Origin of the sequence: Micromonospora sp. C97 (assembly GCF_018070385.1) — a bacterium.
GTDB classification, from domain to species: domain Bacteria; phylum Actinomycetota; class Actinomycetes; order Mycobacteriales; family Micromonosporaceae; genus Micromonospora; species Micromonospora parva.
In genome coordinates this window covers 258962-279173 of the sequence record NZ_JAGPXU010000005.1, presented here as the reverse complement: position 1 = coordinate 279173, position 20212 = coordinate 258962, and the positions used below count along the sequence as shown (strand labels likewise).

The 20212-nt window shown below is 71.2% G+C and carries 13 protein-coding genes; 1 reads left to right on the top strand and 12 read right to left on the bottom strand.

Annotation, left to right across the window (positions count from 1 at the left end; all coding sequences use genetic code 11):
• Positions 1-137 precede the first annotated feature (137 nt).
• The 12 genes from KBX26_RS10800 to KBX26_RS10745 form a co-directional block, all read right to left on the bottom strand.
• A complete protein-coding gene (locus KBX26_RS10800; protein WP_210865341.1) occupies positions 138-1547 on the bottom strand; it encodes a GH1 family beta-glucosidase in 1410 nt (469 codons plus the stop codon).
• A complete protein-coding gene (gene yicI, locus KBX26_RS10795; protein WP_210857896.1) occupies positions 1544-3775 on the bottom strand; it encodes an alpha-xylosidase in 2232 nt (743 codons plus the stop codon). The genes KBX26_RS10800 and yicI overlap by 4 nt, the downstream gene beginning before the upstream one ends.
• Complete coding sequence (locus tag KBX26_RS10790) at positions 3772-4659, bottom strand: carbohydrate ABC transporter permease (protein WP_210865340.1); 888 nt, start codon at positions 4657-4659, stop codon at positions 3772-3774. The genes yicI and KBX26_RS10790 overlap by 4 nt, the downstream gene beginning before the upstream one ends.
• 1 nt (position 4660) lies before the next feature.
• Positions 4661-5629 (bottom strand): carbohydrate ABC transporter permease, encoded by a 969-nt coding sequence (locus KBX26_RS10785; protein WP_210865339.1) that lies wholly within the window; start codon positions 5627-5629, stop codon positions 4661-4663.
• 67 nt (positions 5630-5696) lie between these two features.
• A complete protein-coding gene (locus tag KBX26_RS10780; protein WP_030337788.1) occupies positions 5697-7001 on the bottom strand; it encodes an ABC transporter substrate-binding protein in 1305 nt (434 codons plus the stop codon).
• Positions 7002-7085: 84 nt separating this feature from the next.
• Positions 7086-8135: a LacI family DNA-binding transcriptional regulator gene (locus KBX26_RS10775; protein ID WP_245233779.1), complete on the bottom strand. Its 1050-nt coding sequence runs from the start codon at positions 8133-8135 to the stop codon at positions 7086-7088.
• A 360-nt stretch (positions 8136-8495) separates the two neighbouring features.
• Positions 8496-9404 carry an amidohydrolase family protein gene (locus tag KBX26_RS10770; protein ID WP_030328734.1) on the bottom strand — a complete coding sequence of 303 codons (909 nt, stop codon included), beginning with the start codon at positions 9402-9404 and terminating at the stop codon, positions 8496-8498.
• Entirely contained in the window at positions 9401-10210 is an 810-nt protein-coding gene (locus KBX26_RS10765) for a metal-dependent hydrolase (protein ID WP_210862013.1), read from the bottom strand. The genes KBX26_RS10770 and KBX26_RS10765 overlap by 4 nt, the downstream gene beginning before the upstream one ends.
• Positions 10211-10313: 103 nt before the next feature.
• Positions 10314-11939, bottom strand: a complete 1626-nt coding sequence (locus KBX26_RS10760) for a serine/threonine-protein kinase (RefSeq protein ID WP_036410768.1) — start codon at positions 11937-11939, stop codon at positions 10314-10316.
• A gap of 119 nt (positions 11940-12058) precedes the next feature.
• Positions 12059-13729 carry a protein kinase gene (locus tag KBX26_RS10755; RefSeq protein WP_307857796.1) on the bottom strand — a complete coding sequence of 557 codons (1671 nt, stop codon included), beginning with the start codon at positions 13727-13729 and terminating at the stop codon, positions 12059-12061.
• A gap of 83 nt (positions 13730-13812) precedes the next feature.
• Positions 13813-15147 (bottom strand): glycosyltransferase family 4 protein, encoded by a 1335-nt coding sequence (locus KBX26_RS10750; RefSeq protein WP_036410767.1) that lies wholly within the window; start codon positions 15145-15147, stop codon positions 13813-13815.
• 137 nt (positions 15148-15284) lie between these two features.
• Entirely contained in the window at positions 15285-17228 is a 1944-nt protein-coding gene (locus KBX26_RS10745) for an amylo-alpha-1,6-glucosidase (protein ID WP_210865338.1), read from the bottom strand.
• Positions 17229-17270: 42 nt separating this feature from the next.
• Between KBX26_RS10745 and KBX26_RS10740 the strand changes: the two genes are divergently transcribed.
• Positions 17271-19976 carry a glucosidase gene (locus tag KBX26_RS10740; RefSeq protein ID WP_030328720.1) on the top strand — a complete coding sequence of 902 codons (2706 nt, stop codon included), beginning with the start codon at positions 17271-17273 and terminating at the stop codon, positions 19974-19976.
• Positions 19977-20212 lie beyond the last annotated feature (236 nt).

Below are 20212 nucleotides of genomic sequence, written 5' to 3'. Positions count from 1 at the left end.
CAGCCGTGGAAGCCCGACGGTAGGCGTTGCGTCGCGCTTCCCGGAATGCGTGATGCCTGTGAGGCATCAAGATGACTCACAGGCATCACGCTCGTCAGGACATGGCCGCAAGCCCGGTGCGGGCGTGGCGGGGTACTTCAGTCCTGCGCCGAGTCCAGCTTTCCGGTGGCGGCGAGGCGCTGGTACCAGTGGGCGCTGTCCTTCCAGGTGCGTACCTGGGTGTCGTAGTCGACCCGGATGATCCCGAAGCGACGGTCGTAGCCGTAGCCCCACTCGAAGTTGTCCAGCAACGACCAGACGAAGTAGCCGCGGACGTCAGCACCCTGGGCGCGGGCGTCGGCCATCGCGCCGATGTGCCGACGCAGGTAGTCGATCCGCCGCTCGTCGTGGATGCGGCCGTCGGCCGACACCACGTCGTCGAACGCCGCGCCGTTCTCGGTGATCATCATGGGCTGGTTCGGGTATTCGCGGTGCAGGCGCAGCAGCAGCTCGGTCAGCGCCGGCGGGTCGATGTTCCAACCCATCGCCGTGTACGGGCCGGGCTGCGGCAGGAAGTCGACGTCGTCGGCGGCGACCCACGGCGTGGAGGTCGACGCGCCGTGCCCGTCGGCGTCGGAGCGGGCCGACACCCCGTCCCAGGCCCGGACCAGGGTGCTGGAGTAGTAGTTGACCCCGAGCACGTCCAGCGGTACCGCGATCAGCTTCTCGTCACCCTCGCGGACGAACGACCAGTCGGTGACGGAGGCGGTGTCGGTCAGCAGGTCGGCCGGGTACGCCCCGTCCAGCATCGGGCCGAGGAACGCCCGGTTCGCCAACGCGTCGATCCGCCGGACCGCGTCCTGGTCGGCGGCCGAGTCGGAGGCACCCCGGACGACGTGCAGGTTCAGCGTCACCGACAGCTCGGCGGACGGGGCCAGCTCCCGGACCACCCGGCCGGCCAGGCCGTGCGCGAGGTTGAGGTGGTGCACCGCTGCCAGCGCCGCCGCCGGCTCGGTGCGACCCGGCGCGTGCACCCCGGAGGCGTAGCCCAGGTACGCGGAGCACCACGGCTCGTTCAGCGTCGTCCAGGTGTGCACCCGGTCGCCCAGCGCACCGACGATGCCCGCCGCGTACTCCTGGAAGCGCAACGCGGTCTCCCGTGCCGCCCACCCGCCGGTGTCCTCCAGCTCCTGCGGCAGGTCCCAGTGGTACATGGTGGCCACCGGGCGGACGCCCCGCTCCAGCAGCCCGTCCACCAGCCGCGAGTAGAAGTCGATGCCCGCCTGGTTGAACCGGCCCGAACCGCCCGGCTGCACCCGGGGCCAGGAGATGGAGAACCGGTACGCGCTGAGCCCGAGGTCGGCGATGTGCCCGAGGTCGTCGGCCCACCGGTGGTAGTGGTCGGCGGCCACGTCCCCGGTGTCGCCGTTGAGGGTCCGGCCGGGGGTGTGGCTGTAGGTGTCCCAGATGGACGGGCCCCGCCCGTCCTCGGTCGCCGCACCCTCGATCTGGTACGCCGCCGTCGCCGAGCCCCAGATGAAGCTCTCCGGGAAGTGGTGTCGCGTCATCGTTCCGTCCCCTGGATCTCGCAGATGTAGCCCGTCGAGGTGCCGGCGACCAGTTCGGCACTGGCCGTCCCGCCCTCGTAGCGCACGTCGAACTCGGCGCCCGGTCCGTCGCCGGGTGACGGTACCCGCACCCGGACCCGCTGCCCGTCGGTCGGTGCGTACAGCCGCAGCCGCACGTCGTCGGCCCACTCGTAGTCCGGTCGGTCGGTGCGCGAGCCGAACGGGATGACCGCACCCGGGCGGGCCAGCACCGGCAGGCTGTCGAAGCCGTACTTCTCGGTCACCCAGGTCGGGCCGGTGACCTGCGCGCCGGTGACCAGGTGCGTCCAGGTGCCGGCGGGTACGTAGTACGTGACGTCGCCGTCGGCGCTGAGCACCGGCGCGACGAGCACGTCCGGGCCGAGCATGTACTGCCGGTCCAGGTGCGCGGTCGCCGGGTCGTCCGGGAACTCCAGGAACATCGGCCGCATCATCGGCGTTCCGTCGCGGTGCGCGTCCTCGGCGGCGGCCGCCAGATACGGCATCAGGCCGAGCTTGAGCTGGGTGAAGTGCCGCAGCACGTCGACGGCCTCGTCGTCGAAGGCCCACGGCACCCGGTACGAGCCGGACCCGTGCAGCCGGGAGTGCGAGGAGAGCAACCCGAAGGCCACCCACCGCTTGAACACCGCCGGGTCGGGAGTGCCCTCGAAGCCGCCGATGTCGTGGCTCCAGTAGCCGAAGCCGGACGCCGCCAGGGACAGCCCGCCGCGCAGCGACTCGGCCATCGCGACGAACGTCGACTCGCAGTCGCCGCCCCAGTGCACCGGGAACTGCTGCCCGCCGGCGGTGGCCGAGCGGGCGAACAGCACCGCCTCGCCCTTGCCGCGCTCGGTCTCCAGCAGTTCGAAGACCGCCTTGTTGTAGAGGTACGAGTAGTAGTTGTGCATCCGCTGCGGGTCGGAGCCGTCGTGCCACACCACGTCGGTCGGGATGCGCTCACCGAAGTCGGTCTTGAAGCAGTCGACGCCCATGTCCAGCAGCACCTTGAGCTTGCCGGTGAACCAGGCGACGGCGTCCGGGTTGGTGAAGTCGACCAGCGCCATGCCGGCCTGCCACTTGTCCCACTGCCAGACCGAGCCGTCGGGGTTGCGCACCAGGTAACCGGCCTCGCGGCCCTCCTCGAACAGGTACGAGCGCTGCGCGATGTACGGGTTGATCCAGACGCACACCTTCAGGTCGCGTTCGTGCAGCCGGCGCAGCATCCCCTCCGGGTCGGGGAAGGTCGCCGGGTCCCAGACGAAGTCGACCCAGTGGAACTGGCGCATCCAGAAGCAGTCGAAGTGGAACACCGACAGCGGCAGCCCGCGCTCGGCCATCCCGTCGACGAACTCGGTCACCGTCTTCTCGTCGTACGAGGTGGTGAACGACGTGGACAGCCAGAGGCCGTACGACCACGCGGGGATCCGGGCCGGCCGGCCGGTGAGCGCTGTGTACCGGCGCAGCACGTCCTTTGGGTGGGGCCCGTCGATGACGTAGTAGGTCAGCGACTGGCCCTCGACGCTGAACTGGGTCTGCGTGACGACCTCGGAGCCGACCTCGAACGACACGTGCTCCGGGTGGTCCACGAAGACCCCGTAGCCGGCGCTGCTGAGGTAGAACGGCACGTTCTTGTACGCCTGCTCGCTGGCGGTGCCGCCGTCGGCGTTCCAGATGTCGACGGTCTGCCCGTTCTTGACGAACGGGCCGAAGCGCTCGCCCAGCCCGTACACCGTCTCACCGACGCCCAGGGCGAGCCGTTCGTGCACGTGCCGGCGGCCTTCGGCGTCGGTGACGACGCCGATGCTGCGCGCCGTGGACGAGGTGACCAGCCGGTCGCCGTGCAGGAAGTCGACCCGCCACCCGTCGATGAGCGAGACCCGTGCGGTCAGCTCACCGGTGGTCAGCGTCGCGCTGAGCCCGGTGACGTCGACGGTGACCGGGTGCGTCTCGTCGGTGCTCAACCCGAAGTGCGGTTCGCGGGGCAGCCCTCCGGTGTGGTGGGCGATCGTCACCCCGATGACGCCGGGGGCGGGGGAGAAGAACCGAACGGTGACCAGGGGACGGTTGAGGGTGTCGCCGCGTCCGGTGATCTGACCGGTCGGCGCGAAGACGGTGAAGCCGCGCTCGTCCGGCTCGACCGACTCCACGGTGCCGGGGCGCAGGACGCTGACGCCGGGGCGCAGCTGCCAGTACCCGTCGGTGAACTTCACTTCTCGGCTCCTGCCGTGATACCGCGCGCAAGGGTGCGCTGGAAGATGAGGAAGAAGAGGATGGCCGGCACCAGGCTGATCAGCGCGCCGGCGTTGGTGGTCGGGGCGTCCATCAGCCGGTCGCCCTGCAACGACGCGAGCGCGACCGGGATGGTCTGCGTCTGGTTGTCGATCAGCATGACCAGCGGGATGAGGAACTCGTTCCACGTCCAGATGAAGAAGAAGATGAGCAGCACCGCGAGGGTGGGCCGCAGGTTGGGGAAGACCACCCGCCACAGCACCGTCCACTTGCCGGCGCCGTCCAACGCGGCGGCCTCCAGCAGCGAGCGCGGGAACGTGCTCATCACCGAGGCGAGCAGGTAGGTGCCGAACGCGCTCTGGATCACGGTGAAGATGATGATCACCGAGAGCTGGGTGTTGTAGAGGCCGACCTGCTTCGCCACGTAGTACAGCGGGTAGATCAGCGCCTCCTGCGGCAGCATGTTCGCCAGCAGGAAGAGACCGACGATCCACAGCCGGCCACGGACCCGGCCGATGCCCAGGGCGTACGCGTTGAGCAGCGACACGGCGACGCCGAGCACTGCCACCGAGCCGGCGATGATCGCCGAGTTCCAGAACTTGAGCGGGAAGTTCACAGTGGTCCAGTAGGTGCGCAGACCCTTGGTGTAGAACTCCGTCGGCCAGCTCAGCGGCCCGCTCGACGAGTAGTCGCCGGGCGACTTGAACGCGTTGAGCAGCATGAACGCGAACGGCACCAGCATGACGAGCGCGCCGAGGAGGACCAGGGCGAGCACCACCCAGCGGCTGACACCGCGATGGTGCCGGTCGCGTACCGGCCGGGCCGGCTTCACCGGCGCGGTGCTCGGTGTGAGCATGACGGCCATGTCAGAACCCCCGGTCCCGGCGCTCGCTGCGGGCCTGCATCCAGATGAAGATCCCGGCCACCACCACGATGATCAGGGTCAGCACCATGGAGATCGCGGAGCCGTAGCCGACCTGCAGCTTCTTGAAGAACGTGTAGTAGGCGAAGTACGACGGCACGTTGGTGGCGTTGTCCGGGCCGCCCCGGGTCAGGGCGAAGATCGGCCCGAACACCTTCAACGCGGCGATGGTGCAGGTCAGGGCCACCACGAAGGTCTCCGGCCGGATCTGCGGGAGGGTGATCGCCCGGAACCGGTGCAGCCAGTTCGCGCCGTCGACCTCGGCCGCCTCGTACAGCTCGGGGTCGACCCGCTGCAACGCCGCCATGAACACGACGACGGGGTAGCCGATCTGCACCCAGATCATCACGGCCATCACGGCCGGCAGGGCGGTGCCCGGGTCGCCGAGCCAGTCATGGCGTAGCGCGCCGAGACCGACCGCGTCGAGGAGGCTGTTGAACGCGCCGTCGGGGCGCAGGATCCAGCCCCAGACGATGCCGGCCACCACGACGGGCAGCACCTGCGGCAGGTAGAACGCGGCCCGCAGCGCGGCGGCGGTGCGGGGCTTGAACCGGCGGCCGATGACGTCGAAGAGCACCGCGGCCAGCAGCAGACCGAGCACGGTGGGCACCACCACCATCGCGACGAGCATCCAGACCGTGTTGCGGAACGACGCCCAGAACACGTCGTCGTGCAGCAACTGCTGGTAGTTGTCCAGGCCGACCCACCGGGGGTCGCCGATGCCGGACCACTTGGTCAGCGACAGGTAGAGGGTGCCGACCAGCGGTGCGCCGATGACGAGGAGGAAGAGCACCGCTCCGGGGAGCAGGTAGAGCCAGTACGCCGCGTTGCGGCCGCGGCGTCGGCGGCGGGGCGCGGGCGGAGTGGGGGTCGCGGCCGGCGGTGTGGCGGCGACCGTCTCGGAGACTGCCATGGAAGATCCTTCCCGGCGGGGCGGGCGGGCGCGCCGGTCGTGCCGGTCACGCCCGCCGCTCGCCGTGTCACTTGCCGGTGATCTCCTTGACGCCATCGGCGTACGGCTTGGCGATCGTGTCGAGGACCTGGTCGGGCGACTTCGAGCCGTTGATCAGACCCTGGAAGCCGGAGACCAGCACGTCGTAGTAGCCGGGGACCGGCCAGTCCGGGTAGAAGGCGAGCCCGTCGGACTTGCTGACCGTGTTGAAGTCCTCGATCAGCTTGCGGTCCTTCGGGTCGGTGATCTTCGACGCGTCAGCGGCGACCGGAACACCACCGTTGTTGCCGATCAGATCCTGGATCTCCGGGCGCAGGGTGATGTCGATGAAGTCGTACGCCAGGCTCTTGGCCTTGCTGTTCTCCGGGACCACCCAGAGGTTGCCGGAGGAGCCGGCCTGAAGGGTGTTGCCGGGGAAGAGGAAGGTGTCCCAGTTGGCCTTCATCTCGGCCTTGAACCGGCCGTACCACCAGCTACCCGAGACGATCATCGGAACCTTGCCGCCGATGAAGGCGGTGCCCATGTCCTCGGCCTTGAGGCTGGCCGAGTTCTTGGCGACGTAGCCCTTCTGCACCCACTGGGCGAAGGTCTCCGCGCCGTACTTGAGCGGGTCGGCCTTGAAGTCGACAGGGTTCTTGTAGAGCTGGTAGTTGTCGACGAACTGCCGGTCGGCCTTGGAGAGGGCGAGTTGGTAGAAGAGTTGCCCGGCGGGGTACTCGGCGCCGGCCATGCCCAGCGGGGTGATCCCCTTGCCGACGAAGGTGTCCATGGCGGCCGTCATCTCGGCCATGGTGGTCGGGACCTTGACGCCGTTGCTCTGGAACAGGTCCTTGTTGTAGTAGACGGTGACGTACTCGCCGTAGTTCGGCACACCGAACCAGTTGCCGGAGCCCATCACGCCCTTGTCGCTGTACCGGGCGGTGGTCTGCAGGCTGGGGCTGAGCTTGCCGGCCCAGCCGCGCTTGTCGGCCTCGCTGCTCAGGTCGGCCAGCAGGCCCTGGGAGGAGAGCAGCCCGGCGGTCGCGTTGCCCTTGTTGTACTCCATGATGTCCGGGCCCTCGGACGAGTTGATGATCATGCCAGCGTTCTGCTGGATCTGCTCGAACGCCTTGCGCTCGAAGCGCACCTCGACGCCCGGGTGCTCGGACTTGAAGATCTCGATCGCCCGGTCCCAGCCGATCCCCATGGCGCTGTTCTCGCTCTCGTAGTGCCAGAGCTTCAGAACCTTGGCGTCGCTGCTGTCCCCGTTGTCACCACCGCCGCAGGCGGCCACGGTGGTCGTCGCGGTCGCCGCCAGGGCGATCGCGGCGACGAGCCGGTGGAATCGCTGCATTACTATCCTCCTCGTTGAGTACTAGCCGGTACTTCACGGGGCCCGTCGTCGCGTTGCAGCGCGATGGCGGGCCGTCTTAGCTGGTCAGCCGCCGTCGTTCGACGCCGGACCAGAGGTAGCCAGTGCCGGCCGCCGGGGTGCGGCGGTCGACCCCCGGATCTCCAACGTGCACGGCAGCAGTTGCTGGTGACGAAGGTCGGCGGGGCCGTCCAGGTGGCGCGTCAGCGCCTCGATCGCGATCCGGCCCAGCGCCGAACCGGGGGACGTCATCGCGGTCAGCGCGGGGGTGGCCAGTTCGGCGACCTGCGGCGAGGTGACCATCGAGACGACGGAGACGTCGTCGGGCACCGACAACCCCCGGCCGGTCAGCTCGCCGAGGATGCCGAAGATCGCCGTCTCGTTCATGGCCAGCACCGCGGTCAGCTCCGGGGCCTGCGCGAACGCGGCGGCCAGGGCGGCCCGCCCGCCGGCGGCGCTGTCCTCGGCGGCGATCATCACCGGATCCAGGCCGTGTCCGGTCATCGCCGAGGTGAAGGCGTCCCGGGTACGCAGCGCCGGCCCGTAACCGCTGGCCAGTGTGGCGGCCGAGTGGTTGACGTAGACGATCTGCCGGTGCCCGAGACCGACCAGGTGCGCGACGGCGTCCCGGACGGTCTGGTCGAAGTCGATGTCGACGTAGGAGAGCGTGCTGGTGTCGGCGGTGCGGCCGATCAGCACCAGCGGCACCCCCGCCTCCTGGAGCACGGTGACCCGCTCGTCGGCCAGCTGCACCTCCATCAGCACGACCCCGTCGAGCATCCGCTGGCTGGCCAGCCGGCGCAGGTCGTCGAGGTTGCCCCCGCCGACCGGCGAGAGCACCAGGTGGTAGCCGGCGACGCTGGCCGCGGCGGCGGCACCGGTGACGAAGGCGGTCTCGGTGGCACCGAGGCCCCGCTCGTCCATCGGCATCAGCAGGCCGAGGATCCGGCTGCGGCGACTGGCCAGCCCTCGGGCCATCGCGTTGGGCTGGTAGTCGAGCTGTGCCATCGCGGCGAGCACCTTGTTGCGGGTGGCCTGCGAGATCGGCCGGGCGCCGGTGAGCACGTACGAGACGGTGCTGACCGAGACGTGGGCGAGGCGGGCGACGTCGTGCATGGTGGCCACCGCGTACCTCCTTTGGCCTGCTGTGGAACCGCTCCCGGAGACTTCGTCGAAGCGCTTCGACGAAGCGGTTCGACAGGACGCTAGGCCACCTGTTACGGCGACGTCAATAGCCGATGTCGAAAAGAATTCAGTCCGTGTCCGGCCCTCGGGCCCCGGGGCTGCGCTCCTGGCACGCCTCAAGATCGCGCTCGATCCTGGTTGTAGTCCCCTCGGGTCGTCGCGGAAGCCACTACAACAAGGATCGAGCACGATCTTGAGGGCGCGGCGGGGGTGGCGGGGAGGGTGCGGCGGGCGCGGCGGGGCGGCGGGGCGGCGGGCGCGGCGGGCGCGGCGGCGGGAGGGTGCGGCGGGTCAGGCGAGGTCGAAGAGGGCGGCGGCGCTGTCCCAGCAGACCGCGCGCAGCCAGTCGTCGCCCAGGTCCAGCCGGGCCAGCCCGGCCACCTGATCGGCGTACGGGTACGGGATGTTCGGGAAGTCGCTGCCCAGCAGCACCTTGCCGGCCAGCCCCAGCTCCCGCAACCGGGGCAACTCGTCGGCGGGGAAGGGGACGAACTGGTCGAAGAAGGGCGTGAACGCCATTGTGGTGTCCAGCCGAACCCGCTCGTACGTCTCGGCGAGGTCCAGGAACGCCCGGTAATCCGGGGCGCCCAGGTGCGCCACCACGGCGGTCAGCCGAGGGTGGCGGGCGAGCAGGGCGGCGAACGGGTCCGGGCCGGTGTGGGCGGTGCCCACCGGGGCGTGCCCGGCGTGCACCACCACCGGCACACCCGCGTCCGACAGCATTCCCCACACCTGGTCCAGTGCCGGATCGGTCGGTGCGAAACCGCCGACCTGCAGGTGCAGCTTGAACAGCCGGGCACCCTCGGCGAGGGCCGCCTCGACGTACGCGGGGGCCTCCGGCTCCGGGTAGAACGTGGCCGAGGCCAGGCAGCCCGGGGTGTCGCGGGCGAAGTCCAGCGTCCAGCGGTTGAGGTCGGCCGCCATGCCCGGCCGGTGCGCGTACGCCAGCGCGCTGAACGCCCGCACCCCGAGCCGGCGCAGGTGCGCGACCCGGTCGGCGTCGCTCCACCGGTAACGGATCGGCCACTCGGTGCCGACCAGCGGCCCGGCGGCGTCGAAGTAGGCCCACACCCGACGCAGCAGTCGCGGCGGCAGGAAGTGCACGTGCACGTCGGCGAGGCCCGGCAGCCCCAGCGCGCGGCAGAACTCCGGTACGCGCTCGTCGGCGACCGGCGGGACGACCGGCGCCGGACCGGTCATATCTCGATGTCGAATCGGCTCAGCACCGAGGGCGCGACCAGGCCGACGGTGGCGAGCGCCGAGACGGCGGTCAGCGCGATGCGCATGCCGACCACCTCGGCCTTGCTGCCGACGCGCAGGGCGATGCGGTTCGGCAGGCCGATCATCATCCACATGCGCCGCTTGATCGGGATCGGCCAGAGGATCGGCACGCCGGCACGGGTGATCATGTCGCCGAGGATGTGCACGAAGCAGCCCACGCCCAGCGCGGTGCCGATCAGCGGATAGCCGCGTCCGCCCGGCAGGTTGGCGTAGGTGAACCAGGCCGCCCCGGCCGACGCGAGAGTGATGATCACCCAGCCGGCCCGCTCGGCCCACTCATCGAACAGCCCGCGCAGCGCCAGGCCGAACATGAAGAACAGGATGGTGATGACGGCCCACTTGCCGTACGCGGCGCAGAGCGCGGTGGTGCCCCAGCCGACCAGCACGGTGAACGGCAGCGTGTGGGTCAGCGTCCGGTGCCCGTTGTTGCGGCGCGGATCCTTGCTGAGCTTCGTGGCGTAGTAGACCCCGAGGGAGATCTTTTCCATCACCTCGGCGGCGAAGAGCGAGAAGACCCCGAAGGTACGGGCCACGGTGGCCCCACCCTGGTTCTTGGTCACCTTGCCCGACATGTCGAGGTCGGGGAAGAGCGCGCCACCGGCGCACACCGCGGTGCCCACCGCCAACGCGAGCGGCGACTGGTGGTAGTCGGCGAACTGCTCCAGTGCCCAGGAGCCAGCCAACCACACCGCCGCGCCGGACAGCGCGTGTTGCGGTCCCATCATCTCGGCTCACCCTCCCCAAGGATCTTGAGCGCCCAAAACTACGCCACTGTAGTCAGCCTCAGCGCCGCAGGGGCATCACCCGTCAGGTCCACATCGGACGGAGTTACGGGGTGGGGGTGAAGCTCTGCCGGATCATCGGCAAGTATGCCGCGTTGACCTGCCAGTCGAACTCTTCTGTCAACCAGGAGACGGTGTACGAGCGGCCCGCCGACGTGTTGATCAGCAGCCGGAAACTGTGCACCGCAACGCCGAGGGCGTTCAGCCAGCCGCACTCCCACACCGCGCCGCCCTCGAAGATGTCCATCGCGGAGATGTCCACCTTGCGATAACCCGGCAACGCCGCGCTCGTGGTCAACCGCGACTCCTCGGCCTTCCAGTACGCCACCGGATCCGCGCGGGCCGGACCCGCCTCGACGCTGAGCACCCGGGACCCGCTGGACCTGCGGAAGCAGGTCACCGGACCTTCGGTCCAGCGCGCCCAGCCCACCGGCGCGGCGATCCGGAACCCGGTCGGGTCGTCGTGCCAGGTCCACCCCTCGGGCAGCCGGTATCTCGCGTCGGCCGGCGGGGACACCGACACCACCGGGGTGGCCGACGGTGGCGGGGACGACGCGCAGGCGAACGCCGCCGGCCGGTGGGTCGGTGCGCCGCCACCCGCGCCGGACGGTGGGGTCCGCTCATCGTGCCGATCGACCAGGGCCAGCGTGACGCCGCCCGCGACGAGCAGGGCCGCCGCCGCACCGCCCAGGGCGATCAGGCGGCGTCGCCGGACGGTCCGGCGCGGTGGGCGCGGGGTCTGCGTCGCCGGTTCGTCCGACGGAGGCGCCGGTTCGACCGGGTGGGGCGTGCTCGCCCGGCCGGCGCTGCGGACCGCCGCGACCGCCGCCGACCGGGCCGGCGCGGCGGGCTCGTCGGGGCTCGCCGCGGCGCTGCGCAACAGCGGCTCCACCTCGAGGGCGGTCAGCCGCCGCCAGGGGTCCCGCTGCAACAGGCCGGTGAGGACGGGACGCAACGGGCCGGCCCGACGCATCGGGTCAGGTGGTTCGGTGGCCAGTGCGCTGAGCGTCGCCATGGCGCTCGACCTCGCGTACGGTGACTGCCCCTCGACCGTCGCGTAGAGCGTCGCGCCCAGCGACCACATGTCGGTACGCGCGTCGGACACCCCTTCGCGGGCCCGCTCCGGCGCGACGAACTGCGGTGAGCCGAGCACCGTGCCGGGCCCGGTCATCGTGCCGTCGCCGCCGTCGAAGGTGGCCAACCCGAAGTCGGTGAGCATCACCCGCCCGTCGTCGGCCACGAGCACGTTGTGCGGCTTCACATCGCGGTGCAGCACCCCGGCGGCGTGCGCGGCCCGCAACGCGGCGAGCACCGCCAGCCCGATCCGGGCGGTGCGCGGCGGACTCAGTGGCCCTTCGGCGCTGATGATCTGCTGCACCGACCGGGATGGCACGTACTCCATCACGATCCAGGGGCTGTCCCGGTCGTGCACCACGTCGTAGAGGCGGACCACGTTGGGATGGTTGAGCCGGGCGGCGGTGCGTGCCTCCCGCAGGGTGCGCAGCCGCAACTCCGCACGTTCGGTCTCGGCCAGCCAGGACGGCGGCACGACCTCCTTCAGCGCCACGTCGCGGTGCAGCATCTCGTCGCGAGCAAGCCACACCCGGCCCATTCCGCCGGTGCCGACCAGGTCGAGCAGCCGGTACCGACCCGCGATCAGCAACTGATGCACGGTCGCTCCCCCTCGGTCACCCCGGGATCCACGATAGCCACCAATGTCGGCTTTCTCATCCACTGTGCGGCCTCGATCCAGACCGGACGGTGGTCCGGATCATGGCCATACGGTGCAGGTCAGCGGGGTGGTCGGAAACTCTTTCGCACCATTTCCCAGTCGCCGGCCGCCCCGGTCCAGTCCTCGTCGAAGGTGATCCAACCCAGCGTCCAGCGGTCGGCGCCGAGGGTCTGCTGGCGGGCGCGCAGCCACCGCCCGTGCGGTGTCTGCCAGCGACACTCCCACTCGGCGGCGCCGTCGCCGGTGGCGAGCCGGATCTCGTCGTACCCGGGCAGGGCCCCCGCCGCGGCTGCCTTGTCGCGGAGGGCCCGCACCCGCTGCAACGGGTCGACAGCGCCGCCCTCGGCGACGCTGAAGGCCCGGCCGGTCGCCGGGTCCTGGAAGCACACCACAGTGCCGTCGCGGGAGGTCCACCACGTCGCCGGTACGGAGACCCGGAATCCGGTGACGTCGGCGTACCAGATCCAGCCGGGCGGCGGTTGGAACCCGTCGCCCGCGCTCGGAGTGCCGGCCCGTACGGGCGTCCCGACGATGTCCGGGCGGACACACGCGAACGGGGGTGGGGGAACACCGCGTCCCCTCGGCAGCGGGCCGGGACCGAGCGGCCCGGCGCCCGGCGTCGGAGAGGACCACCCGGTGACGTCGCCGGGCTTGTCACTGGTGACGGTCAGTGCGGTGCCGACGCCGGCCACCACGGCCACCAGCAGCGCCACGGCGACCACCGCCACCCGGCGCGCGGTACGCCCGGCGGCGGACGGGTCCGGTGCGGGGGAGGCACCACCGGCTTCCGTCGAGGCCGGTTCGTCGGCCGGGTCGGGCAGCGGAATGGTGGGGTCGAGGTCGTCGGCGGCGGTGCCCGGGTCGACCGCCCCCGACGCCGGCCCGTCGGCCGAGGGGCGGTCGGTCACCGCTGGTGGGTCGGCCCGGCCGCCCGCTGCCGTCCTGAGCAACCGACGGGCCGCGTCGTGGCCGAGGCGGTCGTCCGGGTTGCGGCGGAGCAGCCCGTGCAGCACCGGCGCGAGCGCGCCGGCGTGCGGGGCCGGGTCCGGCGGACCGGCGGCCAGCGCGCTCAGGGTGGCCATCGCGGTGCTGCGGGCGTACGGGGACTGCCCCTCCACGGCGGCGTGCAGTGTCGCGCCGAGCGACCACAGGTCGGCGGCCACCGAGGACACCCCGTCGGAGGCCCGCTCCGGGGCCACGTACTGCGGGGAGCCGAGGACCATGCCGGGGCGGGTCATCGCGCCGTCGCCACCGTCGAAGGTGGCCAGCCCGAAGTCGGTGAGCATCACCCGCCCGTCGTGCGCCACGAGCACGTTCTGCGGCTTGATGTCGCGGTGCAGCACCCCGGCGCTGTGCGCGGCCTGCAACGCGTCGAGCACGGCCAGACCGATCCGGGCCGCGCGGGCGGGCTCCAGGGGCCCCTCGGCGTCCACGACGTCCTGGAGGGTGCGGGACGGGACGTACTCCATCACGATCCAGGGGCTGTCGTCGACCGCGACCACGTCGTAGAGCCGGACCACGGCGGGGTGGTTGAGCCGGGCCGCCGCCCGCGCCTCCCGCATGGTGCGCAGGCGCACCTCGGCCCGGCCACGATCGTCAAGCCAACTCGGTGGCACGATCTCCTTGACCGCCACCTCGCGGTGCAGCATCTCGTCGCGGGCGCGCCACACCCGACCCATGCCCCCGCGACCCACAAGGTCGAGCAGTCGGTACCGACCGGCGATCAGCACCTGTGCACGCTCCTCCTCAGCCGCTGTTCGGGCTACACCCTAACCAGCGGATCGGAAGTCACCTATAGGTCATCCGACGTACGTCAGCACGCGGCGGGGTCGGCCCGGGTCAGCAGATTCCCCTCCGGGATGGCGATCCGGGTCCGTCCGCCGGCCAGCCGGGCAGCGGCGCGGCGGGCCTGGACGGGGCCGTGTTCGCGCCGAGCGGTGGCGTAGCTGGCGGCGGTGCGGGCCGCGATGGTCGCCCAGCCGTACCGTTCGCCGACCATGGTGCGTGCCCGGCGGGCCAGCCGTCGGGCGAAGACCTCGTCGCCGAGCAGTTGGCCGACCGCGCCGGCGAGCGCGTCCGGGTCACTGTGCGGGAACGTCACCCCGGTCACGCCGGGTTCGACGATCTCGGCGAGACCCCCGGTCCGGGCCACGGCGAGGGGTGCTCCGGCGGCCGCCGCCTCCAGCGCCACCATGCCGAACGGCTCGTAGAGGCTGGGGACCACTGTCGCGTCGGTGGCGCCGAGCATCGCCGGCAGTTGGGTGGCGTCGAGAAAGCCGGTGAACCGGACCGTCGAACTCAGCGCCAGCCGCCGGGCCTCCGCCTCCAACTCGGTGCGGTACGGGCCGTCGCCGGCGATCACCACGCGCAGCCCCGGATGCCGCTCCCGCAGCCGGGGTACGGCGTGCACCAGGTGCTGGACACCCTTCTCGTAGACCAGCCGTCCGGCGTACCCGACCAGCGGGCCGTCCCCGGCGAAGCGCGCCCGGGCCGACGCGACAGCTCGGGGACGGGCCCGCCAGGCCCGGTCGTCGACCCCGTTGGGTACCACGTCGACCTGGCTGGCCGGCATGTCGAAGAGCGTGGTCACCTGCTCGCGCATGTACCCGGAACAGGTGATCACCCGGACGGAGGAATTGCTGAGCCAGTGCTCGACGCCGTGGATGGTGCGGTTCATCTCCTCCGGCAGCCAGCCCTGGTGCCGACCGGCCTCGGTGGCGTGCATGGTGGTGACCAGGGGCAGGTCCAGGTGCTCGGCGAGGGTGACGGCCGTGTGGGCGACGAGCCAGTCGTGGGCGTGGATGACGTCGTACGAGCCGGCTTCGGTGGCGCGCAGCGCGGTGCGGGTGAGGGTGTGGTTGAAGGCCATCGTCCAGGCCAGCAGCGAGCTGGTGGCGAGGGGGAAGGTGACCGGGTCCTCGGGAGCGCGCAGGATGCGTACGCCCTCGGCGTACTCCTCCAGGGGCGCGCCGTCGCTGTGCCGGGTGACGACGGTGACCTCGTGGCCGGCGGCGGCGAGGGCGACGGAGAGGGCGTGCACGTGTCGACCGAGACCGCCGACGAGCACCGGCGGGTACTCCCAGGAGAGCATCAGCACCCGCAGCTGTCGGGCGGGGTTGATGTCGATCACGTGGGCATCGAGTGACATGCGGCCCCCTTTGAGTTGTCCCCGGGCGCGCGCCGACCGACACCGGAATCGATGTCGCCGTCGCGTCTGGATCGGGGCCAATCCTGCCGGGATCGCGATAACCAGCGGCGACACCACCGTTGCGGTCGTGTAAAGCGCTACTGGCTCTTTCGCCGCACCCGCAGCAGCTCGGCCACCGACCATGCCTGGAACGGGCACCCGGTGGCGGTGTGCGGCGCGAGGCCATCGGCCGTCTCGCTCACCGATCCTATCCCATATTCCATCAAATGGGACTCAATGCCGACGAACACGTCATCGACGGACATCTTCCCCCGGCGGGCGGCATCCACGTACGGGCCGAGCAACCACGGCCACACAGTGCCCTGGTGGTAGCCCCCGTCCCGGTCGGCGGGGCCACCCCGGTGCCGGCCCACGAACTCCGCGGAGTCCGGTGCGAGACTGCGCGGCCCGAGCGGGGTGAGCAGCCCCGCCGCCACCCGGCGCAGCGTCTGCTCGTCCGGCTCCATCGGCGCGTACGGCAGCGACCAGGCCAGCAACTGGTTGGGGCGTAACGCGTCGTCGTCGTGCAGGGCCGCCCCACCCAACGGGTACGCCGGCGCGGGCGCGTCCAGCACGTCGTGCAACCACCCGGTCGGCGCCGGGAACCGCTCCCGGAACGAGGCGGTGGCCTGCGCGTGGAGTCGCCACAGCCCGTCGGCGTTACGTCCGGCCAGCTCGGTCAGCTCCGCGAGCCCGGCCAGGCCATTGATCCACAACGCGTTGACCTCGACCGGCTTGCCGGTACGCGGGGTGACCGGCACCCCGTACACCCGGGCATCCATCCAGGTCAGCGCGGTGCCGGCGGCACCCTGGGTGAGCAGGCCGTCGGTCGGGTCGACGCGGATCCCGTACCGGGTGCCGGCGACATGAGCGTCGATCACCGTGTGCAGGGCGGGCAGCAACGCGTCGCCGAGGTCGGTGTCGCCGGTGACGGTGACGTGCCGGCTCACCGCGTGCAGGAACCACAACGTGCCGTCGACGGTGTTGTACTCCACCCGACCGGTGTCGGCAGTGTTGGCGAGCATCCCCTCGGACAGCGTCGCCGCGTACGCCCGCAGCAGGTCCCGCCCCTCGTCGGCGCGGCCGGTGCAGAGGAACAACCCCTCGTACGAGATCATCGTGTCCCTCGACCAGGCCCCGAACCACGGGTACCCGGCGACCACGTCCACCGCCGCGTGTTCGGTGCGCACCACGAACGCGTCGGCGGCCAGCGTCAGGGTCGCCGCCACGTCGTCGGCCGGCTTCGCCGTCGCCACCACCTGCCGGTTGCGCCGTCGGGCCGTCGCCACGATCTCCGTCGCCGGCGGCGGCTCCTCGTCGAGTCGACCGGCCCAGGCCCGCACCGACACGGTGTCACCGGGGCGTTCCAGCTCACCGGAGAAACGGCCCGCGTACCAGACGTCCTCGTCCGGGTGCAGCCCCCGGTTGGCCTCCTCGCGGTGGTGCACGCCCAGCCACCACTGCCCCTCGGGGGCCCAACCCGGGCCGGCGAGCCGGTACGCGCCCTCGACCACCGCGCCGTCGGCAACCGCCTCGACCTGGGGGATCGGGCCGTCGGCCCGCCGTTCGCCGTGCGCGTCCCGCCAGGTGCAGGCGGCCGACAGCTCCAGCCGGACGGGGCCACCGGCGACCAGCCGGTGCACCACCGCGACACAGGAGCGGCCGGGCAGCATGGCCAGCTCCCGTTCGATCACCACGTCGCCGATCCGCCACCGCCACCGGGGCAGCCCGTCGACCAGGTCGAAGCGCTCCAACAGCTCGAAGCCGCGCGGGTCGACGTCACCCGAGGCCCACTCGTGCGCGCCGAGGCGCACGCGCGTGCCGGACGGCAGTGTGACCGCCGGATCGAGACTGACCAGTCCCACCTGGCGGGACGCCGGCGTTTCGCCGGAAACCACCAACAGACCGTGGTAGCGACGGGTCCGCAGCCCGCCGACAGTGCCCATCGCGTAGCCGCCGAGACCGTCGGGGACCAGCCACTCCCGGCTCGCGGCGCTGGTCAGATCGCCGCAGACCTGCGGGCCGAAGTGAATGTCGATCAAGTTTCCTCCACCGGCGGCAAGGTGTAACACGCCACGACGAGAATGGCCGCTGTGGTCAAGTACCGCGGCGACGTCAAAGATGTGCACGTGATCACTGACCGATCGTCCTCCGACGCCTCGCCACCCGACGCTGAGCGGCTCCGGCTCGCCCAGGCCGACTCGGGGGAGCAGGACTGGCGTGCATGGGGTCCCTATCTGTCCGAACGGGCGTGGGGGACGGTACGGGAGGACTACAGCGAGCACGGTACGGCCTGGGACTACTTCCCGCACGACCACGCGCGGTCCAGAGCCTACCGGTGGAATGAAGACGGGATGGCCGGCGTCTGCGACGACCGACAGACCTTCGCCTTCGCCCTCGCCCTCTGGAACGGCAAGGACCCGATCCTCAAGGAGCGGATGTTCGGCCTCGGCGGCGACGGCGGCAACCACGGCGAGGACGTCAAGGAGTACTGGTGGTACGAGGACTCCACGCCCACGCACTCCTGGATGCGCTGGCGCTACCACTACCCGCAGGCCGCCTTCCCGTACGACGAACTCGTCGCGGTGAACGCGTTGCGCGGCCGCGACGACACCGAGTACGAGCTGGTCGACACCGGGATCTTCGACGACGACCGGTACTGGGCGGTGACCGTCGACTACGCCAAGGCGTCCCCGACCGACCTCTGCATGGTGGTGACCGTCGCCAACCGGGGCGACCAGGCGGCGACCCTGCACGTCCTGCCCACCCTGTGGTTCCGTAACACCTGGTCCTGGGGCCTGCCCGGTGGCGACCGGATCCCCCGGCTCACCGGCCAGGGCACCCGGCTCGTCGGCGAGCACCGGGTGCTCGGCCAACTGCTGCTGGAGGGCGACGGCGGCCCCGTGCCGCTGCTCTGTGACAACGACACCAACGCCGAACGGCTGTGGGGCCTGCCCGGCCGGTCGAAGTACCCGAAGGACGGCATCAACGACCACGTCGTCAACGGCGCGGCCACCGTCAACCCGGCCCGGGAGGGCACCAAGGGTGCACTGCACTACGTGCTCGACGTGCCGGCCGGCGAGCAGCGCCAGATCCGGCTGCGGCTCACCCGTACCGCGTCGCCGCCGGCCGCCGCGCCGCCGCCCCCGGCCGACCTCAGCGAGGGCTTCGAGGCAGTGGTGTGGGCGCGACGGGCCGAGGCGAACCGGTTCTTCGCCGGGGTGATCCCGCCGGCCGCCACCCCCGACGAGGCGCTGGTCGCCCGGCAGGCCATCGCCGGGCTGATGTGGGGCAAGCAGTTCTACCACTTCGACGTCAAGCGGTGGCTGGAAGGCGACCCGGGTTCCACGCCGCCGGCCGGGCGTCGGCACGGGCGCAACAGCGCCTGGTGGCACATGACCAGCTTCGACGTCATCTCCATGCCCGACCCGTGGGAATACCCCTGGTACGCGGCCTGGGACCTGGCCTTCCACTGCGTGAGCATCGCCCGGGTCGACCCGAGCTTCGCCAAGGAGCAGCTGCTGCTCCTGCTCCGCGAGTGGTACCTGCACCCCAACGGCCAGATCCCGGCGTACGAGTGGGCGTTCGGTGACGTGAACCCGCCGGTGCACGCCTGGGCGGCGCTGAAGGTGTTCGAGATCGACGGCAGCCGGGACCACGACTTCCTGGCCCGGGTGATGCACAAGCTGCTGATCAACTTCACCTGGTGGGTCAACCGCAAGGACACCGGCGGCAACAACGTCTTCGAGGGCGGTTTCCTCGGGCTCGACAACGTCGGGCCGTTCGACCGCTCGGCGGCGCTGCCGGTGGCCGGTGTGCTGGAACAGTCCGACGGCACCGGCTGGATGGGCATGTACGCCCTCAACCTGCTGGACATCGCGATCGTGCTCGCCGAACACGACCGGACCTGGGTGGACACCGCCACCAAGTTCTTCGAGCACTTCGCCTACATCGCCGCCGCCGCGTACGAGCAGGGGTTGTGGGACGAGGAGGACGCCTTCTTCTACGACGTGCTGCGCCTCGCCGACGGCACGAAGGTGCCGCTGAAGGTCCGCTCGGTGGTCGGATTGCTGCCGTTGGCCGCCACCACCCGGCTCACCGCGAAGACCCTGCACCGTCTGCCGGAGCTGGGCGCGCGGTTGCGCTGGTTCCTGACCAACCGCCCGGAGTACGCCCAGGTGATCGGCACCCGCCGGCTGGGCCCCGACGGCCGGCAGCAGCGGCTGTTGTCAATGGTCGGCCCGGAGCAGGTGGTCCGGCTGCTCGCCCGGATGCTCGACCCCGACGAGTTCCTCTCCGAGTTCGGCCTCCGTACGCTGTCCCGCGCGCACCTGGACAAGCCGTTCTCGGTCACCCTCGGCGGGCAGGAGTTCTCCGTCGGCTACGAGCCGGCCGAGTCGACCAGCGGGCTGTTCGGAGGCAACTCGAACTGGCGTGGTCCGATCTGGATGCCGACGAACTTCCTGCTGATCAGCGCGTTGCGGGACTACGCGGCGTTCTTCGGCGACGACCTCCAGGTGGAGTACCCGACCCGCTCCGGTGTGAAGCGCACCCTGGACGAGATCGCCGACGACCTCTCGGCCCGGCTGATCGCGCTCTTCACCCAGGACGACTGGGGTCGACGCCCGATCTACGGCGCCGCGCAGCTGTTCCAGACCCACCCGGACTGGCGGGACCTGATCGCCTTCCCGGAGTACTTCCACGGCGACAACGGCGCGGGCCTGGGTGCCTGGCACCAGACCGGCTGGACCGCCCTGGTGGCCGACCTGATCCTCACGTTGCGCCGCTGACGTCCCCCGCACCCGCCCGGCCCGCCCGGCCCCCGCACCCGCCCGGCCTCCGCACCCGCCCCCGCACCCGCACCCGCCCGGCCCCGCCTGCCCGCCTGTCGCCTGCTCACCCCGCATCACCCACCTGCCGGCAAGATCTGCGCAACTTCTCCGATGTTGCTGTGTCAGGGGCTGCGGAGGCAGCAACATCAGGGATGTTGCACGGATCTTGCTGGGCCACCCGGCCTCAACCCCGC